The following is a 15,272-nucleotide window of genomic DNA, read 5'->3' on the forward strand; positions in this document are numbered from 1 at the left end:
GGCCTTGCGGCAAAGAGCGGTAAAGACGCTTACCCGCGGAAGTACCCCGGCGCCACGAACGGCATCTTGCTTACCGTCATCGGCAGCCGCTTGCCACGCACCTCGGCGTATACGGTCGTGCCGATCTCTGCGTGCTCGATGGTGACGTACCCCATGGCCACGGGCCGGCCGACGCTGGGGCCGAACCCCCCGGAGGTGACCACGCCGATCGCCTCGTCGTCGCCACTGAACAGCTCCGCACCCTCGCGCACCGGAGCACGCCCCTCGCCCAGCAAGCCCACCCGCTTGCGGCGGTGATCCTTCTTTTCGACCTGGTGCAGGATCAGGTCCGCGCCTGGGAAGCCGCCCTGGCGCTCGCCGCCACGCCGGCGCGGCTTGCCGATCGCCCAGACAAGCCCCGCTTCCACCGGAGTGGTCTCGGTATCGATGTCATGGCCGTAAAGACAGAGTCCCGCCTCGAGGCGCAGGGAATCCCGCGCGCCGAGGCCTATCGCTTCCACCTCCGCTTCGGCGAGCAGGCGACGGGCCAGCGCCTCGGCCCGGTCCGCCGGCACCGATATCTCGAAGCCGTCTTCTCCGGTATAGCCGCTGCGACTGATCCAGACGGGAATGTCGTCGATCTCGAAACGGCCATGCTGCATGAAGACCATCTCGCAGGCTGGCGGACAAAGGCGTTGCATCACACTTGCCGCCTGGGGCCCTTGAAGCGCCAGCAGACCGCGGTCGAGCACTTCGACCTCATGCTCGGCATCCAGCCCGGTCTGGAGCAGGGCGACATCCTGGTCCTTGCAGGCCGCATTGACCACGAGATAGAGGTGATCGCCAACGTTGGCCACCATCAGGTCGTCGAGGATGCCGCCCTCCTGCCCGGTGAACATCGCATAGCGCTGCATCCCCTCGGGCAGCCCGACGATATCCGCACAAACGAGAGTCTCCAGCGCCTCGGCCGGCCGAGGCCCACGCAGCAACACCTGCCCCATGTGCGAAACGTCAAACAGGCCACAGGCCGTCCGGGTATGCTCATGCTCCTTCTTGACGCCAAGCGGGTACTGCACCGGCATGTCATAGCCGGCGAAAGGAACCATCTTGCCCCCCAGCTCCAGGTGCAGGCCATGCAGCGGCGTATGCTTGAGTTCGCTCATGCGGAATTCCTCGGGTAGTGATAGTGGTATGGAGCCATGTCAGATCAGCTCTGGCTATGATCGAGATCCTCACCCGGCAGGACCTCCTTGCCGTCGAAATAATCCCGAGTCACCTTGAACACCACCGGCGATAGCAGCGCCAGGGCAATCAGGTTGGGAATCGCCATCATGGCATTGAAGGTATCTGCCATCAGCCAGATGAAGCCCAGCTGCGCCATCGCCCCCAGGGGAATGGCCAGCACGAACAGCGTGCGGTAGAGCATGATCGACCGTGTGCCGAACAGGAACTGGAAGCACTTCTCGCCGTAGAAGGACCATCCCAGGATGGTGGTGAAGGCAAAGATCGCCAGTGCCACCGAGACGATCTGGTTGCCAAATCCGGGCAGGGCGGCATCGAAGGAGAGTGCCGTCAGCGAAGCGCCCTGCTCGCCCTCGATCCATACCGTGGAGGTCAGGATCACCAGCGCCGTGATGGTGCAGACGATGATCGTATCGATGAAGGTGCCCAGCATGGCGATCAACCCCTGGCGCACCGGATTCCTGGTCTTGGCGGCGGCATGGGCGATGGGGGCACTGCCCAGGCCCGCCTCGTTGGAAAAGATGCCACGCGCCACGCCGAAGCGGATGGCCGCCATCACGGCGGCACCGGCGAAGCCGCCCGCCGCGGCATGGGGGTTGAAGGCGTAATAGAAGATCAGGCTGAAGGCCTCGCCGATCTGACCGGCATTGACGATCAGGACCAGCAATCCCGCGATGATATAGAGGATGCCCATGATCGGCACCAGCTTCCCCGCCACCTTGGCGATGCGCTTGATACCGCCCAGGATGACCGCCCCGGCCAGCACCATGATCACCACGCCTGTCAGCCAGTGCGGGATATTGAAGGTGGAACTCAGCGCGTCGGCAACGGAATTGGACTGAACGGTATTGCCGATCCCGAAGGCCGCAACGGCGCCGAAGAAGGCGAAGGCGCCACCCAGCCACAGCCACTTCTTGCCCAGGCCGTTCTTGATATAGAACATCGGGCCGCCGACGTGGTAGCCGGTACTGTCAGTCTCGCGAAAGCGCACGGCCAGCACCGCTTCAGCGAACTTGGTCGCCATGCCCACCAGGGCGGTAATCCACATCCAGAATATCGCCCCCGGCCCACCCAGGGCGATGGCGGTGGCCACCCCGGCAATGTTACCCGTGCCGATCGTGGCGGAGAGTGCCGTCATCAAGGCGTTGAAGGGCGAAATCTCACCCTCCTCTTCCACTCGCTTCTTCTCGCCGGGCGCCGGCCTGGCGTCACGCCCCTGCCACATCAGCTTGAAACCGGTGCCCAACTTGCGAATCGGCATGAACTTCAGGCCGAGCTGCAGATAGAGGCCGACGCCCAGCAGGAGAATGAGCATCAACGGGCCCCAGACCACACTGTTGATGGCCGTGAATATCGCTGTCATGGTTTCCACGCACCTATCCCTCTGTTATATGGATTTGTTGTCGGGCTGCCGATACGCTAGCCGGGACGCGGCACCAACGTTAATCTCGCCATGCACGAGCCACTTGAACGATCGCCAGCACAAACGGGTGAACCATAGCGGAATCCACCACAATTGCGCCACCCACTCGAAAGGTTCTCTGAAAGAACCGGTCCGCGGATGTCATTAGCGAGCAAGGGTAACGTGTGTTTCGTATCGGAAACAACAGACCTGCTCCCTCTACCGCCCCGGCGGGTGGCAGAGAGTAGCGTGGCCAGCACGGTGGAGACCTGTCATGGACGCAAGCCATACAGGCCTGGCTACAGACTAGTGAGCGCTGGCGGGGCTGTCGAATGTCACGACCTGCGGCAGGCCGTGGATCGATCGTCAATGAAGCGCAAGGGAGCGCGCAGGCCACTTTGACGCCGGCCACAGGCTTGGCCAACCTGCATGGACACCCATGGGTTTGCGACCATTCGGTCATCCACAGGGACTCGCCAAACGGCGTCAATGGCGTTAGCATTCACTTGTTCAGAAACCTTTTTCGTATAGGAAAACCATCATGAGCACGATTCCCGCCAATCTGCGCTACAACGATAGCCATGAGTGGGTGCTGGACAATGGCGACGGCACCGTCACCATCGGCATCACCGATCATGCCCAGGAAGCCCTGGGCGACGTGGTCTTCGTGGAACTCCCCGACGTCGGACGCACCCTGGCGAAGGGCGATGAGTTCGGGGTGATCGAGTCAGTGAAGGCAGCCTCCGACCTCTATGCCCCGGTGGCCGGCGAGGTCATCGAAGTCAACGAGGCGCTCGAAGATGCTCCTGAAACGGTCAACGAGGCGCCCTACGACGGCGGCTGGATCATGAAGGTGCGCGTCGAGGACACTGCCAGCCTCGAAGACCTGCTCGACGCCGACGCCTACCAGGCCGTTACCGCCGAGGATTGATCTCCGTCCGTTCTCACCCGGCCCCCGGCGGTCGGGCTCATTCTCTTCTATCGACAGGGTGCTCCATGGCTTTCGACAATCGCCGCCTGGCCGAACTGGCCGATCATGACGCCTTCATCCGACGCCACAACGGGCCCGGTACCGATGACGTCGCCGCCATGCTGGCGTCGCTGGAAATGGAAAGCCTCGACGCCCTGATCGAACGCACGGTACCAGCGGACATTCGCCTGGGCCGGGAGCTGGATCTCGACCCGCCACGCAGCGAAGCCGAGGCGCTGGACTACCTGAAGCGACTCGCGCGCCAGAACAAGGTCTTCAAGACTTACATCGGCCAAGGCTACTACAACACCCATGTACCCGCCGTGATCCAGCGTAACGTGCTGGAAAATCCAGGCTGGTACACCGCCTACACCCCCTATCAGCCGGAGATTGCCCAGGGCCGGCTCGAAGGGTTGCTGAATTTCCAGCAGATGGTGATGGACCTCACCGGCATGGAGCTGGCCAATGCCTCCCTGCTGGATGAAGCCACTGCGGCGGCCGAAGCCATGGCGCTGTGCCAGCGCGCCAACAAGAAGTCGAAGAGCAACGCCTTCTTCGTCGCCGACGACGTGCTGCCGCAGACCCTGGACGTGGTACGCACCCGCGCCCACTACTTCGGCTTCGAGCTGATCGTCGACGCCGCCGACAGTCTTGCCGAACACGACGTCTTCGGCGCCCTGCTCCAGTACCCGGGGCAGAGCGGCGAGGTCCGCGACCTGGCGCCACTGCTCGCCACGGCGCGGGAGAAAGGCGTGATGACCTGCGTGGCCGCCGACATCATGAGCCTGGTGCTGCTCAAGGAGCCGGGCGCCCTGGGCGCCGATATCGTGGTGGGCAGCAGCCAGCGCTTCGGCGTACCCATGGGCTTCGGCGGCCCCCATGCCGCCTTCTTTGCCACCACGGACAAGCTCAAGCGCTCGATCCCGGGGCGCATCATCGGCGTCTCCAGGGACTCCCGTGGCAACACCGCCCTGCGCATGGCGATGCAGACCCGCGAGCAGCACATCCGTCGCGAGAAGGCCACCTCCAACATCTGTACCGCCCAGGCCCTGCTGGCCAACATGGCAGGCTTCTACGCCGTCTACCATGGCGCCGAGGGGCTCACCACCATCGCCACACGCATTCATCGCCTGACCACCATTCTCGCCGAGGGCGTGGCCAGCAAGGGCGTGAAGCTTGCCCATGACAGCTGGTTCGACACCCTGCGCCTGACCGGCGTCGATGCCGGCAAGATTCACGGCCGAGCCATGACCCACGAGATCAACCTGCGCTATTTCGACAATGGCGACATCGGCGTCAGTCTCGACGAGACCACGACCGCACACGATCTCGACACCCTCTTCGACGTGCTCCTCGATGAGGAGCACGGGCTCTCGGTTACCGCGCTGGATGAAGGCGTGGTCAACGCAGGCAGGAGCGGCATTCCGGCCGCCTGTCGCCGCGCGTCGGGTTTTCTCGATCACCCGACCTTCCAGCGCTACCGCAGCGAAACCGAGATGCTTCGCTACCTCAAGCGACTGGAGAACAAGGACCTGTCGCTCACCCATGCGATGATCCCGCTGGGCTCCTGCACCATGAAACTGAATGCCACCAGCGAGATGATCCCCATCACCTGGCCGGAATTCGGACAGATCCACCCGTTCGCCCCGCGCAACCAGGTGGCCGGCTACCAGCAGATGATCGATGAGCTGGCCGCCTTCCTCGTCGAGATAACCGGCTACGAACATATCTCGATGCAGCCCAACTCCGGCGCCCAGGGCGAATACGCCGGCCTGGTGGCCATTCGTCGCTACCAGCAGGCCGAGGGCCAGGGGCATCGCGACATCTGCCTGATACCCAGCTCCGCCCACGGCACCAACCCCGCCTCCGCGGCCATGGCCCACATGAAAGTGGTGGTAGTCGAGTGCGACATCGACGGCAACATCGATCTCGAAGACCTGCGCGCCAAGGCAGAACAATATAGCGATCAACTCTCGGCCATCATGCTCACCTACCCCTCCACGCATGGCGTGTTCGAGGAAGGCGTGCGGGAAGCCTGCTCCATCGTCCACCGCCACGGCGGCCAGGTGTATATCGACGGCGCCAACATGAACGCCCAGGTCGGCCTGTGCCGGCCCGGCGACTTCGGTGGCGACGTCTCGCACCTGAACCTGCACAAGACCTTCTGCATTCCCCACGGCGGCGGCGGGCCTGGCATGGGCCCCATCGGGGTCAAGGCGCACCTGGCGCCCTACGTCTCCAACCATGTGGTCACCCCGATCGCTGGCGTCAATGCCGACTGCGGCGCCGTCTCGGCGGCGGCATTCGGCAGCGCATCGATCCTGCCGATCTCATGGGCCTATATCAAGATGATGGGCGCCCGCGGCCTGCGCGAGGCCACCGAACTCGCCATTCTCAACGCCAACTATGTGGCCCGGCGGCTCGCGGCACACTATCCGGTGCTTTACCGTGGTGCCAACGGCACCGTGGCCCATGAGTGCATCATCGATATCCGCACGATCAAGGCCTCCTCCGGCATCAGCGAAGAGGATATCGCCAAGCGCCTCATGGACTACGGCTTCCACGCCCCGACCATGTCCTTTCCGGTACCCGGCACCCTGATGGTCGAACCCACCGAGTCGGAGTCGCGCTACGAGATCGATCGCTTCTGCGATGCCATGATCAGTATTCGCAAGGAGATCGCGGCGGTGGAAGCCGGTGACTGGCCGGCGGATGACAACCCATTGGTCCATGCGCCCCATACCATGGCCGACCTGATGGACGACGCCTGGGACCGCCCCTATGCCAGGGAGCTCGGCGCCTTCCCCTCCGACGCGGTCAAGGCCGCCAAGGTATGGCCGGCGGTCAACCGCGTCGACAATGTCTTCGGCGACCGGCAGCTGATCTGCTCCTGCCCGAGCATCGACGAGTACCGCGACTGAACGGCTTGGTCGCAACCACACGCAAACGACCCGCCAATGGCGGGTCGTTTGCATTCAAGAGCAGGTGTTACAGGCTCGTCGGCTGGCTTGCGGACAAAGCGTTGTCAAATGGCCGGCGGAGCATCACTGAACCCAAAACGCTCGCGCAGTCGCTGCTCACGAAACCCCTCCAGCAGACGCTCATAGCGACGCGGCACCCGGCTACTGGTGCGAGTGACCAGGTGTAGCGATTCGTACTCCACCACCGGCAGGTCGAGTTCCTTGACCTGCCGCTGCCAGGGAGACGTCTCGAGCACCAGGCGCGAGACCACCGTGAAGCCGAGCCCGCGCGCCACCGCATCCAGCACCATGGCCACCTCATTGGTGAAGCCCTGCCGCCGGAACTGGCTCATGGAGCGGAACTCGTCGGGAAAGTTGCTGCGCAACAGCGCGCCGGCATGATTCACCCCATCGGAATAGTTGATGAAGCCGATGCCCATCAGCTCGGTGAGCGTGGTCCCGGCGAAGTCGGCGGGCACCGCCAGGCATAGCGGCTCCTGATGCCACAGCGAACAGTCCAGGTCCGGATGACGAACCGGCTCGGTGATGATGCCCAGGTCGTGCCGACCGGCCAGCACATCGGCAACGATCTCGTGACTGAAGGCGAAGCTGTAGCTGACCGTCAGGCCCGGATACATCTGCTGCTGGCCCAGGATATAGGGATACAGCATCAGCCCCACGCTGCCCGGCGAGCCTATCCGGCACTCGCCCGTGTCCAGGGCCTCATCGTCCAGGGAATGGCGGAACTGCTCATGCTCGGTGAACAGGCGAAGGCCATAGTCATAGGCGCGCCGACCGGCCTCGGTCAGTGCGAAGCGACGACCGTGACGCTCCAGCAACGGCTTGTCGAGGTAGCGCTCCAGCTTGCGCACGTGCTGGCTGACGCCGGGCTGGGTCATCTCCAGGCGCTGGGCGGTGCGAGTGAAACTACCGGTCTCGACCAGCGTGATGAAGGTGCGAAAGTACTGAGCATTGAACATGGCATATCGCTTGCTGTTCGGCCGTAACCTGATGTTGCCATTCTAACAGTACCGACGAACCCGCGCAGCGCTGCGCCCCGGGCAAGCCCGTGGTAGCATTCCTGTCATGATCCGGCGAGCCACCAAGACACGCATTCGCCCTGACCAGACCAGCCCCCTGCACCCTGCTCCCCGGGGCAGTGAGCCAACCCGACCTGACAAGGACCGTTCCATGCCCGACACCATTTCCAGCATCGTTTCCCCCCTTGGCAGCCTGGAAGTGCTCTCCCAGCATGAAGTCAACCGGCTGCGCGACACCTCCAAGGCCGGCCTGCATGACCTGCTGCGCCGCTGCGCCCTGGCGGTGCTCAGTTCCGGCAGCATGACGGACGACAGCCTGGTGCTGATGGAGACCTACCACGACTTCGATATCGAAGTGATCCAGCAGGACCGTGGCATCCGCCTCAAGGTCACCAATGCACCGGCCCAGGCCTTCGTCGACGGCAAGATGATCCGCGGCATCCGCGAGCACCTCTCCTCGGTCCTGCGCGATATCGTTTACGTCTACAACGAAATCCAGCACCACTCTCGCTTCGACCTCACCACGGGCGAGGGCACCACCAACGCCGTGTTCCATATCCTGCGCAAGGCCGGCACCATGAAGCCGGGGCGGGATCCGGGCATCGTTGTATGCTGGGGCGGGCACTCCATCGCCCGTGAGGAGTACGAGTACACCAAGGACGTGGGCTACCACCTGGGGCTGCGGGAACTCGATATCTGCACCGGCTGCGGCCCCGGCGCCATGAAGGGGCCGATGAAGGGTGCCAACCTGGCCCACGCCAAGCAGCGTATCCACGACGGCCGGTATCTCGGCATCTCCGAGCCCGGCATCATCGCCGCCGAGGCGCCCAATCCGCTGGTCAACGAACTGGTGGTGATGCCCGACATCGAGAAGCGCCTGGAAGCCTTCATTCGCCTTGGCCACGGCATCATCGTCTTCCCCGGTGGCGTGGGCACCGCCGAGGAGATCCTCTATCTGCTTGGCATCCTGCTCCATCCCGACAATGCCGACATGAAGATGCCGGTCATCTTCACCGGGCCGGCCAGCGCCGAGGATTATTTCAAGCGCATCGATGAATTCCTGGTCTACACCCTGGGGGAACAGGTGCGTGACAAGTACCGCATCATCGTCGACGACCCCATCGAAGTGGCCCGCGCCATGCGCCAGGGCATCGACGCGGTCACCGGTTTCCGCCGCGAACACCAGGACGCCTTCCACTACAACTGGCGCCTGACCATTGCCCGGGACTTCCAGGAGACCTTCGAACCCTCGCACGAAGCCATGAGCAACCTGGCACTGCACAGGAACCAGCCGGTCCACGAACTCGCCGCCAACCTTCGGCGCGCCTTTTCGGGGATCGTCGCCGGCAACGTCAAGGAGAACGGCATTCGCGCCATCGAGGCAAAAGGCCCCTTCTCCCTGCACGCAGAACCGGAACTGATGCGGCGGCTTGACGAGCTGCTGGGCTCCTTTGTTGCCCAGGGCCGCATGAAGCTACCGGGGCAGGAGTACGTACCCTGCTATCGGCTGGTGTAGCGAATGACGCCGGGAGGTGCCCCGGCGGTCAACACCACGGCAGGAAAAAACAGCTGTTGGAGCGCTGCTCCGCATCGCGACTGGCGCCGATAGGCGCCCCAGCGGTCAACACCACGGCAGGAAAAAACAGCTGTTGGAGCGCTGGTTCCCATCGCGACTGGCGCCGTCAGGCGCCTCGGCGGAGGCTGCCGACGTGGGCGGTAATTGCCAGCGTTGGCAACACCGCCGGGAGTCCTTCGGCCTCCAGTCGCGATCTAAAGATGCTCCTACAGTGCGGTAGTCGCCGACCTTGTTGGATGCGACTGGCGCCGGCAGGCGCCCCGGCGGAGTCATTGCTGTCAACGACGCCTACCTGGACTCCGCCGGGCGCCACCAGAGCCACAGGACATGCAGCAGCAGCCCGGCGGTGGTGGCATGGGCGATGAACAGCTGCCAGCTGATCCAGTCGGTCATCAGGGCGTGCCAGGCGCCCATCAGCCCCAGGCCTGCGAGCAGCGAGGCACCAAAGCGCTTGAGCAACATCGGCAGGCGATGGCGCTCGCCCGCCTCCAGCATGCGCCAGTGCACCACCGTGACGGCCGCCACGGCGACCAGTGCGAGCATGATCATGGTCAGGCGATTGTCGTGCCCGCCCGCGAGGTAGCGCGGTACCGTGGAGAGCATCAGGACCAGCAGGCCCAGCATGACGCTCAGCCGCTCCGCTGTCGGCGTGGCGTTCATCAGGCCACCTTCAGCTGCTGGGCATCGATCCACTCTTCCACCCAGGGGATCGCCGCATCATCGGCCATGAAGGTTTCCATGGCATCAACCTCCAGCCGGTCCCCCAGGCGAGTGGCTCCCAGCCCCTGCAGCATTTCGTCCAGTTGGCGGCCGGCGCCGCAGAAGGTGTCGCCGTAGGAGCTGTCGCCCAGCGCAATCACGCCGTAACGCAGATCAGAAAGCGCGGGGCTCTGCTCATCGAGGCCACGGGCGAAGGGCACGAAGTTGCCGGGGAAGTCACCGCTCCCGGTGGTGGAGACGCAGAAAAGCGCAAGATCGGTGGGGGAATCGGTCAAGTCCGAGACAGTCGGCTGTTCGAGGATGTCCACCTCGTAGCCGGCCGACTCGAAGAGCGGCTTGACCTGTTCGGCGACATCGAGCGCGCCACCATACATGGTTCCAACAAGGATCTTCAACATTGGCATGTCAAGGTTATACCTGAGTATTTTGGTCGGATATTAACATGGCGATGGACGACATGCAGCCCGGGGAATGTCCGAGTATAATGCTCGGATTTTATATCAAGGAGGCGACATGCTGCAGACCTTCGAAGCCTGGATCACACCAATCATGATCGCTGGTCTGGTCCTGTTCATGGGCTTCATCATCTGGGATCTGGCCAAGCAATCCCAGGCCGGACGATTCGGCACTGTCATGCTTTTCCTGGTGCTGGGTGCCGGCATTCTCGGCTATCTATTGAAGGTGGTCATCACCTGGCTGATCGAGCGCGGCGGCGGCGTCTGAAAGACGAATGCGAAGACACGATGCCACCCGCTGGCGGCATCGTGTCATGGCGGATCAACTGGACAGCGGCCCCTCGAAACGCTCAACCTGGCTCTTCAATTTCTGGCCCGGGCGAAAGGTCACCACACGTCGAGCCGAGATAGGAATCTCCTCGCCGGTCTTGGGGTTTCGCCCCGGCCGTTCGCGCTTGTCACGCAGGTCGAAGTTGCCGAAACCGGACAGCTTGACCTGTTCGTTCTCCCGCAGACAGGCCCGGATTTCCTCGAAGAAGGCCTCCACCATCGACTTGGCTTCCCGCTTGGTCAGCCCCAACTCGGCATGAAGGTGTTCGGCCAGTTCCGCCTTGGTCAACGCTCCCATGTCTACTCCTTCAGAGTGGCGGTCCAGCCCGCCGCCAGCATCACCTGCGTCCCGAAACCCTTGGCATTTTCCTTTCCGATAACGACCGGAAAGCTCAGCCGCGTAGCTCGGCTCCCAGGTGCTGATGCGATTCGGCGACAATGGCATCGACCAACTGATTGATTTCCTCATCATTCAGCGTGCGCGAAGGATGCTGCCAGGTCAAGCCCAAGGCGACGCTCTTGTACCCTTCTGTTACACCCTTGCCCTGGTAGACATCGAAAAGGCGCAGTTCCTCGAGCCACTGACCGGCCTTTTTCCGCACGCAGTCGAGCAGCGCCTGGACCGGCTGGTCCGCCTCGACCAGGAAAGCCAGGTCACGCCGCACTTCCGGATAGCGGGAAAGCGGCACGAAGGCCGGCAGTACGCCATGCGTCAGGGCATCCTGCCTGACCTCGAAGAGCAGCGCATCGGTCTTGATGCCCAATTCGGCCTTGACCCCCGGATGCAACGCACCGATCCAGCCGACTGGCTCGCCGCGATAGAGAATACGAGCGCTCTGCCCGGGATGCAGCGACGGGTGCTCACCGGGCTCGAAGCGCCAGGCATCCGCCTCCCCGCCCATGGCGATCAGGCTTTCCAGGTCGCCCTTGAGGTCGAAGAAATCCACGCCTTCCCGACCACCGGCCCAGCCTTCCGGCTCGCGGGAGCCACAGGCCAGCGCCCCAAGCATCGGTGTCTGCTGCAGGTCGTCCAGGTCCCCACGGAAGACCAGCCCTGCCTCGAACAGCCGAACCCGGTTCTGCTGGCGATTCAGGTTATGCTCCAGTGCCCGGACCAGCCCGGGGAAGAGGCTCGCCCGCATCACCGAGAGATCGCTGGAGATCGGATTGGCCAACCGGGGCGATACCGCGTCGGGCAACATCGCTCGCTGAAGGTCAGGTGCGACAAAGCTGTAGGTCACCGCCTCCTGATAGCCCCGCGCCACCATCTGCCGACGCAGGCGACCCAGCGGCGTTTGCGCCTCATGGTCCGGGCGCAGCGCCAGCCGCGCGGAAGGACGACGTACCGGAAGCTGGTTGTAGCCGTGAATCCGCGCGATTTCCTCGATCAGGTCCTCTTCGATGGAAATATCGAAACGCCAGCTCGGCACCCTGGCCTGCCAGCCAGACTCGGTGGTTTCGACCGTCATCCCCAGCCGCACGAGAATGTCGGTCACCTCCTCCCTCGGCAACTGCTTGACCAGCGCCTGCTCGAGGCGTGCAGAACGCAGCGTCACTTCACGCTCGCCGGGCAGCTGCGCCTGGCTTGTCGCGTCGACCAGCGGTCCCGGCTCTCCCCCGGTGATCTGCAGCAGCAGGGCCGTGGCCCGCTCGATGGCGTCCACCGTCAATTGCGGGTCGACGCCCCGCTCGAAGCGATGCGACGCATCGGTGTGCAGGCCATAGGCGCGCGCCTGCCCGGCCACGGCCAGCGGCGAGAAGTAGGCCGCTTCGAGAAAGATATCCTGGGTCGTGGCACTGACGCCCGAGTCCTCGCCCCCCATCACCCCGGCAATGGCCAGCGGGCCACGCTCATCGGCGATCACCAGCGTCGACGCACTCAGGGCGATCTCCTGCCCATCGAGCAGCACCAGCCGCTCACCCTCACGGGCCAGGCGCACGACCACGCCGTCATGCAGGTTGGCACGGTCGAAGGCATGCAGGGGCTGGCCCAGCTCGAGCATCACGTAGTTGGTGATATCGACCACCGGATCGATGGAACGCACGCCACTGCGGCGCAGCCGCTCGACCATCCAAAGGGGCGTGGCGGCCGTCACGTCGACCCCCTTGACCAGGCGCCCGATGTAGCGCGGGCAACGCTCCACGTCTTCCACACGAACCGGGAACGTCTCGTCATGCGTCGCCGGAACGGGCGTGACGTCTGGTGAAACCACCGGCAGCCGGTTGAGTACGCCCACTTCCCGGGCCAGCCCCTTGAGGCTCAGGCAGTCACCGCGATTGGGCGTCAGGTCCACCTCGATGGTATTGTCGTTGAGCCCCATCCAGGCGCGGAAATCCTCCCCCGCCGGCGCCTCCAGCGGCAGCTCGAGAATCCCGTGCGAGGTTTCCTCCTCCAGGCCCAGCTCCGAGGCGGAGCAGATCATGCCGCGGGACTCGACGCCGCGAAGCTTGGCCTTCCGGATCTTGAAGTCGCCGGGCAGCACGGCGCCGACGCGGGCAAAGGGCACCTTCTGGCCAACTGCCACGTTCGCTGCCCCGCAGACCACCTGAACCGGCTCCCCACTGCCCTCGACGACCTGGCAGACATTGAGCTTGTCGGCATCCGGATGCGGCGCCTTGCCCACCACCTCGGCGATGACCACGCCACTGAAGAGCGCCGCCACCGGCTCGATGGCATCCACCTCAAGCCCGGCCATGGTGATCTGGTCGGCCAGCGCCTGGACGCCCATCTGCGGCGAGACCCACTCACGCAGCCACTGTTCGGAAAATTTCATGACTAATCCTGTGTTCTGCCGAAATTCATGTAACGCCGCCGGTCAAGCGAACTGGCGCAGGAAGCGCAGATCGTTCTCGAAAAACAACCGCAGGTCATTGACGCCATAGCGCAGCATGGCCAGGCGCTCGGCCCCCATGCCGAAGGCGAAGCCCTTGTATCGCTCAGAATCGATGCCGGAATGGCGGAACACTTCCGGATGCACCATGCCGCAACCCATCACCTCCAGCCAGCCGCTGTGGGAACAGACGCGGCAGCCTTCGCCGCTGCACATCACGCACTGGATATCGACTTCGGCCGAAGGCTCGGTGAAGGGAAAATAGGAAGGACGGAAGCGCACCGAGAGATCCTCCCGCTCGAAGAAGGCGTGCAGGAAGTCCTCGATGGTGCCCTTGAGATCGGCAAAGCTGACATCCTCGTCGACCAGCAGCCCCTCCACCTGATGGAACATCGGCGTATGCGTCAGGTCGGAATCGCTGCGGTAGACCCGCCCCGGGCAGACGATGCGAATGGGTGGCGACTGCTCCTTCATGGTGCGCACCTGGACCGGCGACGTATGCGTACGCAGCAGTCGGGTGGCATCGAAATAGAAGGTGTCGGCCATGCCCCGCGCGGGGTGGTGGGCGGGTATGTTGAGCGCTTCGAAGTTGTGGTAGTCATCCTCGATTTCCGGCCCGACGGCAACGTCATAGCCGATCCGGGTGAAGAGCCCTTCGATGCGCTCCAGGGTGAGCGTCACGGGATGCAGGCCACCGCTGGGCTGGCCACGGCCGGGCAGCGTCACGTCGATGCGCTCTGCGGCCAACTGTGCCTCCAGCGCGGCCTTGGACAAGGCTTTCCGCCGCTCGTCGAGCTCCTGGGCCAGTGTCTGCTTGGCCTGGTTGATACGCTCGCCGGCCGCGGGGCGCTCATCGGCCGGCAGCTTGCCCAATCCCTTCAGCTGGGCGGTAATCTCGCCCTTCTTGCCGAGATAGCGCACCCGCAGCTCATCGAGCGCCGCGATGCTCTCGGCGGCCTGGATGGCTTGACGGGCCTCGGTGACCAGTGTGGGTAGGTGGTCCATCCGTTGAGCTCCGAAATCGTTGATCTTGGCTGAAAAAACGTCGAGTTTCGATCGACAAAAAAACAGGGGAAGAGCGGCTGCTCTTCCCCTGCGACGATCTGGCGTTGAAGGAGACCGGCCAACGCCGGCCCGACGCCATCGGTCGGAATCGCTTACTGGGCAGCCTTGGCCTTCTCGACGATGGCAGCAAAGGCGGCCTTCTCGTGAACAGCCAGATCGGCCAGCACCTTGCGGTCGATCTCGATACCGGCCTTCTTCAGACCACCGACGAAACGGCTATAGGACATGCCGTGCTGACGAGCACCCGCGTTGATACGCTGGATCCACAGGGCACGGAACTGACGCTTGCGGTTGCGACGGTCACGATAGGCATACTGGCCTGCCTTGATGACGGCCTGCTTGGCCACGCGGAAAACCCGCGAACGGGCGCCATAGTAGCCCTTGGCCAGCTTCAGTACTTTCTTGTGACGACGACGAGCGACGACACCACGCTTGACACGAGTCATAGCTTTCTCCTGACGTTAAAAAAGAACAAGCAGAGGCTTACAGGTTCGGCAGCATGCGCTGAACGAGGGCCTTGTCGGCGTCGTGGATAAGCTTCGTACCACGCAGATGACGCTTACGCTTGGTCGACTTCTTGGTCAGGATGTGGCTACGGTAAGACTGCTTGTGCTTGAAGCCATTGGCAGTCTTCTTGAAGCGCTTGGCAGCGCCACTGTTGGTCTTGATCTTCGGCATGAGTCAATTCTCCGCTCGAGTTTT

The 15,272-nt window shown here is 63.6% G+C and carries 14 protein-coding genes; 4 read left to right on the forward strand and 10 right to left on the reverse strand.

Annotated features, from left to right (window positions below; all coding sequences use genetic code 11):
* Window positions 1-29 precede the first annotated feature (29 nt).
* Window positions 30-1,142, reverse strand: a complete 1,113-nt coding sequence (gene gcvT, locus LY622_RS03415; RefSeq protein ID WP_234289599.1) for a glycine cleavage system aminomethyltransferase GcvT — start codon at window positions 1,140-1,142, stop codon at window positions 30-32.
* A 44-nt stretch (window positions 1,143-1,186) separates the two neighbouring features.
* Window positions 1,187-2,584, reverse strand: a complete 1,398-nt coding sequence (locus tag LY622_RS03420) for an alanine/glycine:cation symporter family protein (RefSeq protein ID WP_255761990.1) — start codon at window positions 2,582-2,584, stop codon at window positions 1,187-1,189.
* Window positions 2,585-3,164: 580 nt separating this feature from the next.
* Between LY622_RS03420 and gcvH the strand changes: the two genes are divergently transcribed.
* Complete coding sequence (gene gcvH, locus LY622_RS03425; protein WP_234289601.1) at window positions 3,165-3,554, forward strand: glycine cleavage system protein GcvH; 390 nt, start codon at window positions 3,165-3,167, stop codon at window positions 3,552-3,554.
* 65 nt (window positions 3,555-3,619) lie between these two features.
* Window positions 3,620-6,514, forward strand: a complete 2,895-nt coding sequence (gene gcvP / locus LY622_RS03430; protein WP_234289602.1) for an aminomethyl-transferring glycine dehydrogenase — start codon at window positions 3,620-3,622, stop codon at window positions 6,512-6,514.
* A gap of 104 nt (window positions 6,515-6,618) precedes the next feature.
* Here the strand turns inward: gcvP and LY622_RS03435 are convergent, their stop codons facing one another.
* Window positions 6,619-7,533, reverse strand: coding sequence for a LysR family transcriptional regulator (locus LY622_RS03435; RefSeq protein WP_234289603.1), 915 nt, complete (start codon window positions 7,531-7,533; stop codon window positions 6,619-6,621).
* Window positions 7,534-7,744: 211 nt separating this feature from the next.
* Here LY622_RS03435 and ppnN point away from each other — a divergent pair, with 211 nt between their 5' ends.
* Window positions 7,745-9,109 (forward strand): nucleotide 5'-monophosphate nucleosidase PpnN, encoded by a 1,365-nt coding sequence (gene ppnN / locus LY622_RS03440; protein WP_255761929.1) that lies wholly within the window; start codon window positions 7,745-7,747, stop codon window positions 9,107-9,109.
* Between the two features lie 348 nt (window positions 9,110-9,457).
* Here the strand turns inward: ppnN and LY622_RS03445 are convergent, their stop codons facing one another.
* Window positions 9,458-9,829, reverse strand: a complete 372-nt coding sequence (locus LY622_RS03445) for a hypothetical protein (protein WP_234289604.1) — start codon at window positions 9,827-9,829, stop codon at window positions 9,458-9,460.
* The gene (locus tag LY622_RS03450) at window positions 9,829-10,293 is read right to left on the reverse strand and encodes a flavodoxin domain-containing protein (RefSeq protein ID WP_234280444.1); all 465 of its coding nucleotides are present in this window, start codon (window positions 10,291-10,293) and stop codon (window positions 9,829-9,831) included. Before LY622_RS03450 ends, LY622_RS03445 begins: the two co-directional genes overlap by 1 nt.
* A gap of 109 nt (window positions 10,294-10,402) precedes the next feature.
* Here LY622_RS03450 and LY622_RS03455 point away from each other — a divergent pair, with 109 nt between their 5' ends.
* The gene (locus LY622_RS03455; RefSeq protein WP_234280445.1) at window positions 10,403-10,612 is read left to right on the forward strand and encodes a DUF2788 domain-containing protein; all 210 of its coding nucleotides are present in this window, start codon (window positions 10,403-10,405) and stop codon (window positions 10,610-10,612) included.
* A gap of 54 nt (window positions 10,613-10,666) precedes the next feature.
* On the opposite strand, the gene ihfA is transcribed toward LY622_RS03455, so the two are convergent.
* The 5 genes from ihfA to rpmI form a co-directional block, all read right to left on the reverse strand.
* Window positions 10,667-10,972, reverse strand: coding sequence for an integration host factor subunit alpha (gene ihfA, locus LY622_RS03460; protein ID WP_234280446.1), 306 nt, complete (start codon window positions 10,970-10,972; stop codon window positions 10,667-10,669).
* 94 nt (window positions 10,973-11,066) lie between these two features.
* The gene (gene pheT, locus LY622_RS03465; RefSeq protein WP_234289605.1) at window positions 11,067-13,448 is read right to left on the reverse strand and encodes a phenylalanine--tRNA ligase subunit beta; all 2,382 of its coding nucleotides are present in this window, start codon (window positions 13,446-13,448) and stop codon (window positions 11,067-11,069) included.
* A gap of 42 nt (window positions 13,449-13,490) precedes the next feature.
* Window positions 13,491-14,510, reverse strand: a complete 1,020-nt coding sequence (pheS, locus tag LY622_RS03470; RefSeq protein ID WP_234280448.1) for a phenylalanine--tRNA ligase subunit alpha — start codon at window positions 14,508-14,510, stop codon at window positions 13,491-13,493.
* 152 nt (window positions 14,511-14,662) lie between these two features.
* On the reverse strand, window positions 14,663-15,016 hold the full coding sequence (gene rplT / locus LY622_RS03475) for a 50S ribosomal protein L20 (RefSeq protein WP_043517631.1): 354 nt from the start codon (window positions 15,014-15,016) through the stop codon (window positions 14,663-14,665).
* A 37-nt stretch (window positions 15,017-15,053) separates the two neighbouring features.
* Window positions 15,054-15,248: a 50S ribosomal protein L35 gene (gene rpmI, locus LY622_RS03480; protein WP_043517630.1), complete on the reverse strand. Its 195-nt coding sequence runs from the start codon at window positions 15,246-15,248 to the stop codon at window positions 15,054-15,056.
* Window positions 15,249-15,272 lie beyond the last annotated feature (24 nt).

The sequence above is a fragment of the Halomonas alkalisoli genome (assembly GCF_021412585.1).
GTDB lineage: Bacteria > Pseudomonadota > Gammaproteobacteria > Pseudomonadales > Halomonadaceae > Halomonas > Halomonas alkalisoli.